Origin of the sequence: Halalkalicoccus tibetensis (assembly GCF_037996645.1) — an archaeon.
GTDB classification, from domain to species: Archaea; Halobacteriota; Halobacteria; order Halobacteriales; family Halalkalicoccaceae; genus Halalkalicoccus; species Halalkalicoccus tibetensis.
Genome location: NZ_JBBMXV010000003.1, coordinates 718,504 through 731,088 on the forward strand (window position 1 = coordinate 718,504; position 12,585 = coordinate 731,088).

Here is a 12,585-nt window from a genome sequence, read left to right on the forward strand (position 1 = left end):
CTCACGCGAACACCGTCGGGTCGCCGGCCCGCTCGGTCAGTCGTCCGTTCTCCATGATCCCCATCTCCGCCAGCCACTCCCCGAAGGGCTCGATGGGCTCGAGGTCGAACAGCTCCCAGAGCGTCGCCGCGTCGTGGTAGCTGTTGGACTGGTAGTTGAGCATCACGTCGTCGCCCATCGGGACGGTGATGAAGTAGTTCGACCCGGCCGCCGCGAGCGTGATCGCGAGGGTCTCGATGTCGTTCTGGTCGGCCTCCATGTGGTTGGTGTAGCAGGCGTCGATCCCCATCGGAATCCCGTGGAGCTTGCCCATGAACACGTCCTCCAACCCTGCCCGAATGACCTGCCGGCCGTCGTAGAGGTACTCGGGGCCGATGAAGCCCACCACGGTGTTGAGCAGGAACGGGTCGTAGCGCTTCGCGAGCCCGTAACAGCGCGATTCGAGGGTCACCTGATCGATCCCCTCGTGGGCGTCGCCCGAGAGCTCCGCACCCTGGCCGGTCTCGAAGTACCAGACGTTCGGTCCCGAGGACGAACACCGCCGCCGGGCGAGTTCGTCGGCCTCGTCGAGCAACGAGACGTCGATCCCGAACTCGTCGTTTCCGGCCTCGGTGCCCGCGAGGCTCTGGAACAGCATGTCGGCGGGCGCTCCGTCGCGAACCGCCTCCATCTGCGTGGTGACGTGCGAGAGACAGCAGTTCTGGGTCGGAACCCCCCACTCCTCGATGAACTCGTGAGTCGTCTCGAGGATCGACGCCGTGTTCTCGGGGCTGTCGACGACGGGGTTGATCCCGATTACCGCGTCGCCCGCGCCGTAGGAGAGTCCCTCGCGGGTCGAATCGAGGATGTTCTCGACGTCGTCGGCGGGGTCGTTGGGCTGGAGACGAAAGGAGAGGGTGCCGGGCTCGCCGATCGTCGTGTTACACCGGGCGGTGATCGTCATCCGCGAGGAGGCGAGCGCCAGGTCCATGTTCGACATGAGCTTCGTCACCGCGGCGATCATCTCGCTGGTCAGCCCCTCGCGGATCGCCCGGATCTCGCGGTCGGTCGTCGAGGAGTCGACGAGGAACTCCCGGAGGTCGGCGACGGTCCACTCGGCGATCCGTTCGTAGACCGGCTCGCGGACGGCGTCCTGGATCACTCGCGTCACCTCGTCGTCCTCGTAGGGAACGACGGGGTTCTCCCGGAGTTCGCGAAGCGTCACGCGGCTGAGCGCCTTCTTCGCCGCGACCCGCTCGGCGTCCGACTCGGCGGCGATCCCCGCCAGCTCGTCGCCCGTCTTTCGCTCGTTGGCCGTCGCCAGCAGCGTCCGCAGCGAGTCGAACTCGTGGTCGACGTGGGATGTGGTGGCCATTCTCTCCGTGGTTCTACCCCGCCGAACGGCTTAGGATTGTTGATCGTTGACAAACCACGCATGAAGTTCGACAAGCGTAGTTGTTCTCCGGGGACGAGAATCGCTGATCGATCGACGGATCGTCGCGACCTCCACCGGAGATACGTGTGTCTGTGTGTGTGAACATCTGTCCGCATCGTCGTGATACGTCCCCCGTAGCTATCGCTGGATCCCCGTCGATTCCTGATCACCAAGAATCGACGGATGAGTTCTTGGTTCTCGGCGTGGTAGTTTCCACCATGCTAAGGTCACTGCTCGCAGTGCTGGCCGTCGTCGAACTGCTCGCTCCCGAACGCGTCATCGAGTTCGGGGAGCGCCTCGCGCTCGAAAATTCCGGGGAGGCGTCGCTCCAGCCGTGGATCACGCCGGTCGCGCGCCTAGAGGGGCTGGTCCTCCTGGTGGCGCTCGTTCGTCCGCCGGCGCTGCCGGGTCCGCTCCGATCGATGCTGGGATGGTTCGGGCTGCTGGCGGTCCTCTCGCCGCGGGGGTTCATCGACTACTGGACCGATCTCGTCTACGAGGACGCCGCGGTGCTCGCCTGGAAGCCCTGGGTCGTCCCGGCGACCCGGGCGATCGGCGTTCTGTACGTCCTGCTCGCGCTGTTCGGGTGGCGCTCGAAAGAGGAAACGGGAAACGACTGAACCGGGCTACTCGACGGTGACGCTCTTCGCGAGGTTGCGGGGCTTGTCGATCGAGCGGTCGAGGCGGTTCGCGAGCCAGTAGGAGGCGAGCTGGAGCTGGATGTTCGCGAGGATCGGTCCTACCCGTCCATGCGTTTCGGGGATCGAGAGGACGTGATCCGCGTAGCGCTCGACGTCGGACTGGCCGTCGGTGACGGCGACGACGGGTGCGCCGCGGGCCTCGACCTCCTTGACGTTGCCGATGGTCTTGGTCGCCCGCTCGTCGTCGCCCGTGACCACGGCAAAGATCGGCGTGTTGCTCGTCACGAGCGCCAGCGGGCCGTGTTTGAGCTCGCCCGCGGCGAACCCCTCGGCGTGCTTGTAGGTGATCTCCTTCATCTTCAGCGCGCCCTCCAGCGCGACGGGGTAGTTGTAGCCCCGCCCGATGAAGAAGTAGGCGTCGCTGTCCTCGTACTCGGCGGCGATCTCGCGTGCATTCGACCCGTCGAGGATCGACTGGACGTGATCGGGCAGGTCCCGCAGGGCCGCGAGCACTTCTCGGCGCTCGCCGTCCTCGATGGCGTCCGCGAGCAGGGTCAGCGCGGTCTGCTGGCTCGCGAACGTCTTGGTGGCCGCGACGCCGATCTCCGGGCCGGCGCGGATGTACATCGTGTAGTCACACTCCCGGGAGGCCGAGGAGCCGACGACGTTGGTCACCGCGAGTGTCGTCGCGCCCGCCCGCCCGGCCTGCCGGAGCGCGCGCATCGTGTCGGCGGTCTCGCCGCTCTGGGTGACGCCGATCACCAGGGTGTCCTCGTCGATCGGCACCGAGGAGCGGTCGTACTCGCTGGCGAGGAACGTCTGGGTGTGGACGCCCCGCTCCCGGAGGGTGAGCTCGCCGTAGAGCGCGGCGTGATACGACGTTCCGCAGGCGACGAACTGCACCCGCTCGGGGGTGGGGAGGTCCTCGAGCTCCTCGATGGTGACCGTTCCCTCGAGCTCGTCGACCCGACCGCGAAGACACTGGCGCAGCGAGCGGGGCTGTTCGTTGATCTCCTTCAGCATGTAGTGGTCGTAGCCGCTCTTGCCGGCGTCCTCGGCGTCCCACTCGATGGTTTCTATCGAGGGGTCGAGCACCGTCCCGTCCGCGTCGGTGACGACGATCTCGTCGTCGCGCAGCGTGGCGAACTGGCCGTCCTCGAGGTAGATGACCTCGTCGGTGTACTGGATGAAGGCGGGGACGTCGCTCGCGAGGTAGGTGCCGTCGTCGGCCAGCCCGAGCACGAGCGGGGAGTCCTGGCGGGTGGCGTAGATCGTCTCCGAGCCGCGGAACACCGCCGCGAGCGCGTAGCTGCCCTCCAGCTGTTCGACGGCCTTGCGGAAGGCGGCTTCCTCGTCGAGACCCTGCTCGGTGTAGTGGTGGATCAGGTGGGGGACGACCTCCGTGTCGGTATCGCTCTCGAAGACGTAGCCCGCGGCCGAGAGCTCCTCGCGCAGGCTCTCGTAGTTCTCGATGATCCCGTTGTGGACGACCGCGACGGACGACTCGTTGTCGGTATGCGGATGGGCGTTGCGGTCGGAGGGCGGCCCGTGGGTGCTCCAGCGGGTGTGGCCGATCCCGACGGGGACGCTCGGGACGTCCTCCTCCTTGAGGATCGCCTCAAGCTCCTCGAGCTCGCCCTCGCTCTTATAGACCGAGATCGTCTCGTCGGCGAGCGCGACCCCCGCCGAGTCGTAGCCCCGATACTCCAGCCCCGACAGCCCCGTCAGCAGCACGTCGAGCACCTCCTTGTCGTATCCGTCGCCGGCGTAGCCGATGATTCCACACATTGTTATCGTACCTCCGTACCGTCCGTGATCGTTCCATCGATCCGTGCCCCCGATCGGATCGTCGCGTCCGACCCCACCATCGTCCCCGGGGCGAAGGTCGCCCCGCCGCCGACCTCGACCCGGTCGGCGAGCAGCGCGCCGAGGCGTTCGTGTTCGAACACCCGGTCGCCGATCCGGACGTCGCCGGGGCCGCCCGGGACGGTCGTGGCCGCCCCGATGTGGACGCCCTGGCCGGTGACGCAGTCGACGAGCGTCGCGTTCGGCCCCACCCTGGTGTCGGTATCGAGCAGCGAGCCCTCGACGACCGCCCCCGACTCGACGGTGACGTTCTCGCCCAGACAGCTGTAGGGCCCGAGGACGGCCCCCGGACCGACCTCCGCGTCGGCGCCGATCACGACCGGGTCGCGGATGGTCGCCGTCCCGTGGACGCTCGCGCTGTCGTCGATCCGCTCCTCGCGGCTCTCCCCGACGACCCCGGCCTTCGTCAGGTCGCGCGTCACCTCGAGCAGGTCCCACGGGTAGGTCGCGTCGACCCAGAGCCCGTCGGTGATCGTCCCACGAACCCCGTGCTCGGAGTCGACGAGCCAGGACAGCGCGTCGATCAACGAGTGCTCGCCGTCGCGGGGCTCGGCGCTGCGGATCGCCTCGAAGATCCGCGAATCGAGCCCGTAGACGCCGGCGTTGAGCCGGTACTCGCGCCCGTTCGTCGGGCGCTCGACGAGGTCGACGACCCGGTCGCCGTCCATGACGACGCCGCCGTAGTGCTCGACGCGGTTGTGATCGAGGACGCCGAGCGTGGCGGCCATCTCGGGAGTGGTGTTCTCCATCACGTCCTCGATGATCCGCGACTCGATGATCTGGTCGCCGTAGACGACGAGGAACGACTCGTCGAACTGCCCCTCGACCGCCAACAGTGCGTGGCCCGAGCCGAGCTGTTTCTCCTGGGTGACGTAGGTCAGGGGGACGTTCCGGTAGTTCGGGCCGAAGTGGTCCTGTACGCGGCTGCGGCCGTAGCCGACGACGACCGTGATGTCGCTGATCCCGGCCTCGATCAGGCCGTCGAAGACGTACGAGAGGATCGGTCTGTTCGCCGCGGGCAGCATCGGCTTGGGCCGATGGCGCGTCAGGGGGCGCAGACGGACCCCCTCCCCGGCGGCGAGGACGACCGCTGATGACGAGTCCATATACTTATCCATCGACGGACTGGCACTTATGTCTTTCATCCCACAACCCACGAACGCTGAACTCCCGTGGTGCTTCCCCGACGAAACGGGTGTTCGGTGGTTGATCGGACCATAACCGGTCGCCATCGCTCCGGCGTCGTGGCACGTCCCCGTTTCCCGATCCCGGGATCGCCGACCGTTCGGGCACTGCCGGCTCGAACAGGCTTTTCGGCCTCGGGCCCCTCCCTCGTGGTATGAGCGACTCCGACGTCCCCGAGACCGACGCCGAGTGGCGCGAGCGACTGACCGACGAGCAGTACCGGGTGCTTCGCGAGGAGGGGACCGAACGCCCCTTCACGGGCGAGTACGTCGACCGCTTCGACGACGGTACCTACCGGTGTGCGGGCTGTGGCGCACGGCTGTTCGACTCCGAGACGAAGTTCGACCACGGCTGTGGCTGGCCGAGCTTCTCGGACGCCGACGAGGACGCCGTCGAGTTCCGGGAGGACCGCAGCCACGGGATGGTCCGCACTGAGGTGGTCTGTGCGGAGTGTGGGGGCCACCTGGGCCACGTCTTCGATGACGGGCCCGAGCCCACGGGCCAGCGCTACTGCATCAACTCCGCGGCGCTGGAGTTCGACGATCAGTAAAGCGGCGGTTCCTCGCGCTCCTCGAGGACCCACTCGAGCTCCTCGATCGCGCGCAGCAACACCGCCTCCTGTTCGTCCTCCAGCGGCGAGGCCGGCGGGTCCTGTTCGTCGTAGGCCGATTCCAGCTCCCCGATACGCTCCCTGATCGCCTCGTTCGATCGCATGGAGGCCCTTCTCGAAGCGCGTACAAAACAACTACGACGGGGGATCGTACCGCCGCCAGAGCCACCCCAGTCCGGCGGTGAGAACGAGCATTCCCGCGAGCGCGTACCAGTAGTCGCCGTGGACCAGCGCGCTCGTGAGGTACAACGCCATGATCCCCAGACAGAGCGACAGCGACAGCCAGTAGGCCCGGTAGAACCCGAGGACGGTGCGAACCGACATTCCCCGGAGCTTCGGCCGCCGCCGGGATATACCCTGCGAGGCGTCCGACCGAACCGAGCGATTGAGGGGCCCGCGGGACATAGCGGGGATATGGTGGAGCTCTCGGGCAAGGCGGCGTTCGTCATCGTGCTGGTAACGGGCGTCGTCGTCCCCGGCGTGATGAACTACGTCCTCTCGGTCGTCCTCGGCCAGGAGGCGCTCGGGCGGCTCGTCTGGGTGCTCGGCTTCGGGCTGATGATCGGCGTGATCTGGTACGGCTGGCTGCGCCCGCTCGACTTCCAGGGGCCGGAACGCGAGCCCGAGGAGGCGGAGCGGAAGGTTAAAGATTGAATCGCTTCGAGTACCGGGTAGCATGATCGAGTTCGTCCCGCTAGACCTCTTCGACGACCTCATCCAGGACTACCACATCGGACAGGTTCTCGTGGGGCTGTTCGTCCTCGCCGTCCTCGGGTCGTTCGCGCTCTCGAAGAAGCTCCTCTCGCTGAACGTGATCCTCTTCGGGCTGCTGTTCCTGCTCATCCCCGAGGGGATCTCCTCGGTCGAGTACAAGCTCCTCGGGGTCGCGCTGGTCGTCATCGGGCCGGTCCTCTATACGACCGCCCGCAGCTGACCCGTTCGCCGTACCGTCCGCCGACAACGCGGGTGGTCCTCCACCCGCACACCCACTTACTCTCCCGCCGCCGACCCCAGCAGCTCGTCGTAGCGTGCGCCGGTCTGTTTCAACGTCTCCGTCGAGTAGAGCCGCTCGTGATCGAACGGGAGGTGCTCGCCCGCCAGTTCGTCGATCCGGGCGTCGACCGCCTCGGGCTCCCGGCCGTGGATCATGGTGAAGAGGTTGTACCCCCAGCCAAGCTCCTCCCGGCGGGGACGGTGATAACAGAGCGTGACGTACGGCAGGGCCCCGACCGCCCGACCGCGCTCGTCGAGCTCGTGGTCGGGGATGTCCCAGACGACCATACAGTTGGCGTCGAAGCCCGTCACGACGTGGTTGATCACGCAGCCGATCCGTTTGATACAGCCGTTCTCGAGCAGCCGCGAGACCGAGTCGATCACCTCGTCGGTCCCGCGTCCGATCGCCCGCGCCACGTCGGCATACGGGGTGAGCGAGAGCGGCAGCCCGTTCTGGATCCCGAGCAACACGGCGGCGTCGAGCTCCGAGAGCTCGCCCGTTGCCTCCTCGCTGATCGTCGTCGCCTCGACGCGCCCCGCCTCGGAGCTCGACTCGCGGGCGAAGCGGTCGGCGTTGACGACGGGGAACTCCAGGTCGATGTAGAAGTCGGTCAGCATCGGGAGGTTCAACACGGTGCAGCCGGTTCGTTCCTCGATCTCCGTGAGGATGCGATCGCGGGTCTCCCGGGAGCCCGCGGTGACGACGAACCAGGTGTTCCACTCGTGGTCCCGACGGTAGTTGTGGTTGACCTGCCGGTAGGAGTTGATCACGGCAGCGACCTCCTCGAAGCGCTCCTCGGGGGCCTTCACCGCTGCGAGCGTCGAGGAGCCGATCACCGGCGGGTTCAACACCGCGCCGAAGCGCCGGACGATCCCCCGCTCGGAGAGCGCCTCGACGCGGGCGAGCGCCTCGTCCTCGCTCACGCCGACCGCCTCGCCGATCGCCCGGAATGGGCGGGGTTCGACGGGCACGCCGCTCTGGTAGCCGTCGATGAGGGCGGCGTCGACGTCGTCGAGGTCGGCCCGCCAGTCGTCCTCCAGCGTCCTCATTGGTGGCGCTAGGGAGAGGCGGCAGGTATCGTTTTCGGGTCCGGCTCGCATGAGGGGTCCTCGACCGGCGAGCCGGGCGAATCCCGTCCGAGGGAACTGGAACGGAAGCGGTCGTCCTCGATCATCGACGGCGCGGTTGGAATCCGCTCGTGCGTCCAGAAACCGGGCCGAAGGCGAGCGTTTTTGCGCCCGCCGTCCCAAGACGCTCCTATGGCACAAGCGACCCAGGAGTACGGCGAATGGCCGCTCAAGCGGCTGATGAGCGAGGTCGTCGGCTCGGGACACAAGTCCGCCGACGACATGGACTACGACCAGGCCGCCGAAGCGTTCCGGCGGATCCTCGACGGCGAGCCCGACCACACCACGCTGGGGGCGTTCTGGCTCGCGAACCGCTGGAAGCGAAACACCGCCGAGGAACTGGCGGCCTTGACCGACGTGATGCGCGAGTCGGTTCGCACCGCGGAACCCGACTGCGATCCCGTCGACTGCGGGGCGAACTACGACGGCAAGCACAGCTCCGCGCTGTTGGGCGTCGCCGCGGGCGTCGTCGCCGCCGGCGCGGGCACGCCCGTCGTGACCCATTCGGGCGACCGGGTTCCGACCCAGAAGGCGACCGCCTACAAACACGTCCTCGACGCGCTCGACGTCCGAACGGAGATCAGTCCGGAGGAAAGCGCCGAGATGGTCGACGAGACGGGCTTCGGCTTCTACTACCAGCCCGAGTTCAACCCCGGGATCGGGAACCTCTTCGAGCGCCGGGACAACATGGGCGTGCGCACGTTCGTCAACACCATCGAGACGCTCGCGAACCCCGCGAACGCCGACGTCCATCTCGGGAGCTTCTATCACCTCCCGTTCGCGAAACGCATCGTCGAGACCTTCGACCAGAGCGACCAGCAGCTCTCGCGGGTGCTCATGTTCCAGGGGATGGAGGGCTATGACGACGTCCGACCCGGCCTGACGAAGGTCGCCGAATGGGACTCGGGCGAGTTCTCCGACTTCGAGATCGAGACCGGAGAGTACGGCATGGACTTCGAGAGCGAGGACCTCGAGGTCGAGGACGTCGAAAGCGACTCCGCGCGGATCACCCGCGAGGTCGTCGCCGGCGAGCGCGAGGGCCGCTTTGCGGACGCGGTCGCGCTCAACGCCGCGCTGCGGATCTACGCCCGCGGGGACTGCGAATCGATCGACGAGGGCCTCGATCTGGCCCGCGAATCGATCGACGACGGCAGCGCCGAGGCGGTGCTCTCGGAGCTGCAGGCGTTCTGAGCACCGACAGCGTATTCGGTCCCGGCCGACTCCTCGTCGGTATGAGCGAGCCGCCGGGGATGGCCGTCGGGATGGAGATCGAGTACTGGGTGGTCGACTCCGACGGGCGGCCGTGTGCCGGCGAGGAGGTCGTCGCCGCCCACGACCGGATCTGCCACGCGAGGACGTCGCCGCGCTCTAATCCAGGGGCAGTGCGACGTTCGCGAGCTTCTCGCCGCCGGTGACGGTCGCCTCCCGGGTCAGCGCGTAGAGGATCCCGTCGCGGTCGGCGACCGCCTCCTGGAGCACCTCGTAACTCGTCGGGTCGTAGAGCGTTCCCAGGTGGGCGCCGGCCTCGATCTCGTCGCCCAGTTCGAGGTCGGGATCGGCACGAAAGAGCCCCGAGTCGGTCGCGGTGACGCGCCCGAGGTGGTTGCGCGCGAGCCGGCGTTTCCCGGTGGGTTCGGGATCACCGCCGAGCACCCCCTGATCGCGAAGGACGTTCAGGGTGCCCTCGACGCCGGCCTCGACCGCGCTTTCGACGATCTGCTTGTTGTGGGCGAGCTCGGGCGTGATCGAGGGGATCCCCGCCCGTGTGGCCGCGACCCGGAGCTTGCCGGCGAACCCCCGCTGGTCCCACTCCTCGTCGGCCTCCTCGCCCGCGCGCTCGGCCAGCAGCAGGTCGGTCCCGAACGCCTCGGCGAGCGCTCTGGACTCCTCGTTGCCCTTCATGAAGACGACGTGGGTCATCATCAGGGGGCTGCCGGTGTGGAGGTCGACGATGGCGTCGGCCTCGCGGGCCTCGCTCCAGAGGGTCGCGGCCATGCGCTCGTGGATCGTTCCGTCCGAATCGCCAGGCCACGCCCGGTTCATGTTGGCGTTGACGCTGTCGATGATCTCGGGGGTGGTGTAGGAGACCCGGTCGAAGGTCAGCGGGTCGGCGACGGGGACGGCGATCACCTCGCCGGCCAGCTCGGCCGAGACGAGCCGGTCGTGGAGCCGTCTGAGGACCTCGGTGCCGTTGATCTCGCGGCCGTGCTGGGCGGCCTGGAGGTAGATCGTCGGCCCGCTTCGCCCGCCGCGATAACGGTGGATCGTCGTCTCGATCTCGGTCCCGGACGGGAGGCGGGCGAGCGTCGTGCGCTCGGCGCTGTGGGTGGCCATGGTGGCCCTGCGGGCGGCGGCTACATCAATCTCGGTACTCCGGGCAGGATTTTTGTGAATCCACCACGAATAATACGACGAGGTGAGACCGATGAGTGGAGAGACACACCAGCGACACGGTTTCGGACCCCGTCCCGGTCCCGTCTCGCGGTACGACCTCGTGCTGTGGCTCATCCCGGCGGCGTTCGTCCTCGCGCTGGCCCTGAGCACGCTGTCGGCGATCAGCACGCATACGGCGATCGTCGGGGCTTCCCTGTTGGGGCTGTTCGCCATCGTCGACGCCGTCGCACTGCACCCGCCACGGGCGGGATAGCCGGCGACCACCAGCGTTTTACGCGGGCTCGACGACTGACCAGCCATGACTACAGCGACGCTGCACACGACCGAGGGCGACATCGAGATCGAGCTGTACGACGAGCGCGCGCCCCGTACGGTCGAGAACTTCCTGAACCTCGCCGAACACGACCCGGCCGCGAACGACGAGCCCGCCCCCGACACCACGACGTGGGAGGACCCCGAAAGCGGCGAGGTCCGGGGCGACGGCCTCTACAACGGCGTCGAGTTCCACCGGATCATCGACGAGTTCATGATCCAGACCGGCGACCCGACCGGCACCGGGCGGGGCGGGCCGGGCTACAGCTTCGACGACGAGTTCCACGACGAGCTGCGCCACGACTCGGCGGGGACCGTCTCGATGGCCAACAGCGGCCCCGACACCAACGGCTCGCAGTTCTTCATCACGCTCGCGCCCACCCCGCATCTCGACGACCGCCACGCCGTCTTCGGCGAGGTCGTCGACGGGATGGACGTCGTCGAGGAGATCGGGAGCGCCGATACCGACGCCCAGGACAAGCCGACGACGACCATCGAGATCGAGTCGGTCTCGATCGAGCACTGAGTCAGCCGTAGCGGCTCGCGCCGACGACCATCCGGAGCGACACCAGGCTCGTCACGGCGACGAAGACGGGCGCGAACCACCCGCCCCAGTGGCGCGCCGGAACGAACCCGCTCGCGACGATCACGGCCCCGAGGTAGATCGTCCAGCGGCCGACGAACGCGACGAGCTTCTCCGGGTCGGCGGCCGTCTCGGGGTCGTAGCCCGCGATCAGTTCGGGGTAGCCGTTTCGGATCAGCAGGCCGAGCCCGACGAGGACGAACCCGCTGATCCAGAGTACCACGGCCAGTTCGGGGGCCATATCCGATATCCTCTACGGGCCGGCATATCGCTACCGGCCGCGAAACCGTAAACCGCAAGCCTGCCGGCTCCGTAACGCCGGTATGAGCGACTCGGACGAGCAGGACGTGATCCGCGCGAGCGAGATCGGCGAGAGCGACGCCCCGCCGGTCGAGGAGAAGCCCTACAAGATCGTCTTCGAGGCCAACAAATGCTTCGGCGCCGGGAAGTGTGCCGAGGCCTCCCGGAACTGGGAGCTCGACCTCGAGACGGGCATCGCCAAGCCGAACTCGTATTTCATCACCGAGGAGGAGCTCGACGAGAACGTCCGCGCGGCGGAGCTCTGTCCCGCGAAGAAGGACCGCGGCGTGATCCACGTCGTCGACCGGCGAACCGACGAGGAGATCGCTCCCGATCCCCACGGCGACGGCACGCTCAGCGTGGACTGGTGATCGAGCCGCTCGGAGAGGGCCGTTCGTGGGCGGCGAGCCGCCCGCTCACTCGGGTCTGCTGATCGACGGCTGCTCGCTCCGTTCGGCGTTCGAGCCCGTGAGCGCGCGCTCGACCAGGCTCTTGTGGGCCCGCCGGAGGCGCTCGGAGAGCGCCTGATGCGAGACGTCGAGCGCGTCGGCGAGCTCGGACATGGTGGCCTCCCGGGGGACGTCGTAGTAGCCCATCTCCCTCGCCTCCATGAGCGTCGTGTACTGTGACTCGGTCAGCCCGAACCGCGAGTTGTCGTTGCTGTCGAGGCTGTAGATCGAGTCGACGGTCAGCGAGAGCCCGTTCTCCTCGCAGAACTCGTAGGTCCGCGACAGCGAGTCGTGATCCGGGAACATGACCTGCATGTTCCACGAGCCGTTGGCCACGTGAGCCCGCGTGATCGCTCCGTCCTCCTCGAGCAGCAGGTGGATCACGAGCTCGACCTCGTCGATCCAGTTCATCCGGTAGAAACGCTCGCCGTCGAACGACGCGAGCACCGTAAACTCCTCGACGGAGGGGTCGTCGGCCAGTGCCGCCTCGAACTCATCGAGGTCGTCGGCCGTCACCCAGACGAACGACATGGTCGAGTCCTCACCCTGTGCGGCGAAGCGCTCGACCTCCACGTACGGATCCGAGACCCGGGCGACCGTGTCCGCCAGGGCGAACTGATCGATCGGCACCTGGAAGTCAACTATCGTTGCCATGCTACATCGAACGCCCGTGGTATTGATAGCGGTTTCTACCCTGAACGGCCCCGCGG

The 12,585-nt window shown here is 67.6% G+C and carries 18 protein-coding genes; 9 read left to right on the forward strand and 9 right to left on the reverse strand.

Annotation, left to right across the window (positions count from 1 at the left end; all coding sequences use genetic code 11):
• Nucleotide 1 precedes the first annotated feature (1 nt).
• Nucleotides 2-1,354, reverse strand: a complete 1,353-nt coding sequence (locus WOA58_RS12065) for an ethanolamine ammonia-lyase subunit EutB (RefSeq protein WP_340604462.1) — start codon at nucleotides 1,352-1,354, stop codon at nucleotides 2-4.
• 278 nt (nucleotides 1,355-1,632) lie between these two features.
• Here WOA58_RS12065 and WOA58_RS12070 point away from each other — a divergent pair, with 278 nt between their 5' ends.
• Nucleotides 1,633-2,034 (forward strand): hypothetical protein, encoded by a 402-nt coding sequence (locus tag WOA58_RS12070; protein ID WP_340604463.1) that lies wholly within the window; start codon nucleotides 1,633-1,635, stop codon nucleotides 2,032-2,034.
• A gap of 6 nt (nucleotides 2,035-2,040) precedes the next feature.
• On the opposite strand, the gene glmS is transcribed toward WOA58_RS12070, so the two are convergent.
• The gene (gene glmS, locus WOA58_RS12075; RefSeq protein WP_340604464.1) at nucleotides 2,041-3,843 is read right to left on the reverse strand and encodes a glutamine--fructose-6-phosphate transaminase (isomerizing); all 1,803 of its coding nucleotides are present in this window, start codon (nucleotides 3,841-3,843) and stop codon (nucleotides 2,041-2,043) included.
• 2 nt (nucleotides 3,844-3,845) lie between these two features.
• Nucleotides 3,846-5,027, reverse strand: a complete 1,182-nt coding sequence (locus WOA58_RS12080; RefSeq protein WP_340604465.1) for a sugar phosphate nucleotidyltransferase — start codon at nucleotides 5,025-5,027, stop codon at nucleotides 3,846-3,848.
• Between the two features lie 233 nt (nucleotides 5,028-5,260).
• On the opposite strand from WOA58_RS12080, the gene msrB reads away from it, so the two are divergent.
• Entirely contained in the window at nucleotides 5,261-5,656 is a 396-nt protein-coding gene (gene msrB, locus WOA58_RS12085) for a peptide-methionine (R)-S-oxide reductase MsrB (RefSeq protein WP_340604466.1), read from the forward strand.
• Here the strand turns inward: msrB and WOA58_RS12090 are convergent.
• Together WOA58_RS12090 and WOA58_RS12095 are read right to left on the reverse strand one after the other, a co-directional pair.
• Nucleotides 5,650-5,820, reverse strand: coding sequence for a hypothetical protein (locus WOA58_RS12090; protein WP_340604467.1), 171 nt, complete (start codon nucleotides 5,818-5,820; stop codon nucleotides 5,650-5,652). The two genes, msrB and WOA58_RS12090, sit on opposite strands and share 7 nt — an antisense overlap.
• Before the next feature lie 31 nt (nucleotides 5,821-5,851).
• Entirely contained in the window at nucleotides 5,852-6,040 is a 189-nt protein-coding gene (locus tag WOA58_RS12095) for an LPXTG cell wall anchor domain-containing protein (RefSeq protein ID WP_340604468.1), read from the reverse strand.
• 90 nt (nucleotides 6,041-6,130) lie between these two features.
• Here WOA58_RS12095 and WOA58_RS12100 point away from each other — a divergent pair, with 90 nt between their 5' ends.
• Entirely contained in the window at nucleotides 6,131-6,370 is a 240-nt protein-coding gene (locus tag WOA58_RS12100; protein ID WP_340604469.1) for a hypothetical protein, read from the forward strand.
• 22 nt (nucleotides 6,371-6,392) lie between these two features.
• A complete protein-coding gene (locus tag WOA58_RS12105) occupies nucleotides 6,393-6,650 on the forward strand; it encodes a hypothetical protein (protein ID WP_340604470.1) in 258 nt (85 codons plus the stop codon).
• 56 nt (nucleotides 6,651-6,706) lie between these two features.
• Here WOA58_RS12105 and ahbB read toward each other — a convergent pair whose 3' ends face one another.
• Nucleotides 6,707-7,759: a siroheme decarboxylase subunit beta gene (ahbB, locus tag WOA58_RS12110; RefSeq protein WP_340604471.1), complete on the reverse strand. Its 1,053-nt coding sequence runs from the start codon at nucleotides 7,757-7,759 to the stop codon at nucleotides 6,707-6,709.
• A 210-nt stretch (nucleotides 7,760-7,969) separates the two neighbouring features.
• Here ahbB and WOA58_RS12115 point away from each other — a divergent pair, with 210 nt between their 5' ends.
• Both WOA58_RS12115 and WOA58_RS12120 read left to right on the forward strand, forming a co-directional pair.
• Nucleotides 7,970-9,028, forward strand: a complete 1,059-nt coding sequence (locus WOA58_RS12115) for an anthranilate phosphoribosyltransferase (RefSeq protein WP_340604472.1) — start codon at nucleotides 7,970-7,972, stop codon at nucleotides 9,026-9,028.
• A 41-nt stretch (nucleotides 9,029-9,069) separates the two neighbouring features.
• A complete protein-coding gene (locus WOA58_RS12120; RefSeq protein WP_340604473.1) occupies nucleotides 9,070-9,252 on the forward strand; it encodes a hypothetical protein in 183 nt (60 codons plus the stop codon).
• On the opposite strand, the gene WOA58_RS12125 is transcribed toward WOA58_RS12120, so the two are convergent.
• Nucleotides 9,206-10,171: a succinylglutamate desuccinylase/aspartoacylase family protein gene (locus WOA58_RS12125; RefSeq protein WP_340604474.1), complete on the reverse strand. Its 966-nt coding sequence runs from the start codon at nucleotides 10,169-10,171 to the stop codon at nucleotides 9,206-9,208. The two genes, WOA58_RS12120 and WOA58_RS12125, sit on opposite strands and share 47 nt — an antisense overlap.
• 91 nt (nucleotides 10,172-10,262) lie before the next feature.
• On the opposite strand from WOA58_RS12125, the gene WOA58_RS12130 reads away from it, so the two are divergent.
• Both WOA58_RS12130 and WOA58_RS12135 read left to right on the forward strand, forming a co-directional pair.
• Complete coding sequence (locus WOA58_RS12130) at nucleotides 10,263-10,484, forward strand: hypothetical protein (RefSeq protein WP_340604475.1); 222 nt, start codon at nucleotides 10,263-10,265, stop codon at nucleotides 10,482-10,484.
• A 45-nt stretch (nucleotides 10,485-10,529) separates the two neighbouring features.
• Nucleotides 10,530-11,069, forward strand: a complete 540-nt coding sequence (locus WOA58_RS12135; RefSeq protein ID WP_340604476.1) for a peptidylprolyl isomerase — start codon at nucleotides 10,530-10,532, stop codon at nucleotides 11,067-11,069.
• A 1-nt stretch (nucleotide 11,070) separates the two neighbouring features.
• On the opposite strand, the gene WOA58_RS12140 is transcribed toward WOA58_RS12135, so the two are convergent.
• Entirely contained in the window at nucleotides 11,071-11,367 is a 297-nt protein-coding gene (locus WOA58_RS12140; protein WP_340604477.1) for a DUF3784 domain-containing protein, read from the reverse strand.
• A gap of 82 nt (nucleotides 11,368-11,449) precedes the next feature.
• On the opposite strand from WOA58_RS12140, the gene WOA58_RS12145 reads away from it, so the two are divergent.
• On the forward strand, nucleotides 11,450-11,797 hold the full coding sequence (locus WOA58_RS12145) for a ferredoxin (protein ID WP_340604478.1): 348 nt from the start codon (nucleotides 11,450-11,452) through the stop codon (nucleotides 11,795-11,797).
• 45 nt (nucleotides 11,798-11,842) lie between these two features.
• On the opposite strand, the gene WOA58_RS12150 is transcribed toward WOA58_RS12145, so the two are convergent.
• On the reverse strand, nucleotides 11,843-12,529 hold the full coding sequence (locus WOA58_RS12150; RefSeq protein WP_340604479.1) for a helix-turn-helix domain-containing protein: 687 nt from the start codon (nucleotides 12,527-12,529) through the stop codon (nucleotides 11,843-11,845).
• Nucleotides 12,530-12,585 lie beyond the last annotated feature (56 nt).

Bases quoted from the DNA above. Each gene is read 5' to 3' on its own strand.
- WOA58_RS12065 (WP_340604462.1), bottom strand. From the start codon at position 1,354: ATGGCCACCACATCCCACGTCGACCACGAGTTCGACTCGCTGCGGACG.
- WOA58_RS12070 (WP_340604463.1), top strand. From the start codon at position 1,633: ATGCTAAGGTCACTGCTCGCAGTGCTGGCCGTCGTCGAACTGCTCGCT.
- glmS (WP_340604464.1), bottom strand. From the start codon at position 3,843: ATGTGTGGAATCATCGGCTACGCCGGCGACGGATACGACAAGGAGGTG.
- WOA58_RS12080 (WP_340604465.1), bottom strand. From the start codon at position 5,027: ATGGACTCGTCATCAGCGGTCGTCCTCGCCGCCGGGGAGGGGGTCCGT.
- msrB (WP_340604466.1), top strand. From the start codon at position 5,261: ATGAGCGACTCCGACGTCCCCGAGACCGACGCCGAGTGGCGCGAGCGA.
- WOA58_RS12090 (WP_340604467.1), bottom strand. From the start codon at position 5,820: ATGCGATCGAACGAGGCGATCAGGGAGCGTATCGGGGAGCTGGAATCG.
- WOA58_RS12095 (WP_340604468.1), bottom strand. From the start codon at position 6,040: ATGTCGGTTCGCACCGTCCTCGGGTTCTACCGGGCCTACTGGCTGTCG.
- WOA58_RS12100 (WP_340604469.1), top strand. From the start codon at position 6,131: ATGGTGGAGCTCTCGGGCAAGGCGGCGTTCGTCATCGTGCTGGTAACG.
- WOA58_RS12105 (WP_340604470.1), top strand. From the start codon at position 6,393: ATGATCGAGTTCGTCCCGCTAGACCTCTTCGACGACCTCATCCAGGAC.
- ahbB (WP_340604471.1), bottom strand. From the start codon at position 7,759: ATGAGGACGCTGGAGGACGACTGGCGGGCCGACCTCGACGACGTCGAC.
- WOA58_RS12115 (WP_340604472.1), top strand. From the start codon at position 7,970: ATGGCACAAGCGACCCAGGAGTACGGCGAATGGCCGCTCAAGCGGCTG.
- WOA58_RS12120 (WP_340604473.1), top strand. From the start codon at position 9,070: ATGAGCGAGCCGCCGGGGATGGCCGTCGGGATGGAGATCGAGTACTGG.
- WOA58_RS12125 (WP_340604474.1), bottom strand. From the start codon at position 10,171: ATGGCCACCCACAGCGCCGAGCGCACGACGCTCGCCCGCCTCCCGTCC.
- WOA58_RS12130 (WP_340604475.1), top strand. From the start codon at position 10,263: ATGAGTGGAGAGACACACCAGCGACACGGTTTCGGACCCCGTCCCGGT.
- WOA58_RS12135 (WP_340604476.1), top strand. From the start codon at position 10,530: ATGACTACAGCGACGCTGCACACGACCGAGGGCGACATCGAGATCGAG.
- WOA58_RS12140 (WP_340604477.1), bottom strand. From the start codon at position 11,367: ATGGCCCCCGAACTGGCCGTGGTACTCTGGATCAGCGGGTTCGTCCTC.
- WOA58_RS12145 (WP_340604478.1), top strand. From the start codon at position 11,450: ATGAGCGACTCGGACGAGCAGGACGTGATCCGCGCGAGCGAGATCGGC.
- WOA58_RS12150 (WP_340604479.1), bottom strand. From the start codon at position 12,529: ATGGCAACGATAGTTGACTTCCAGGTGCCGATCGATCAGTTCGCCCTG.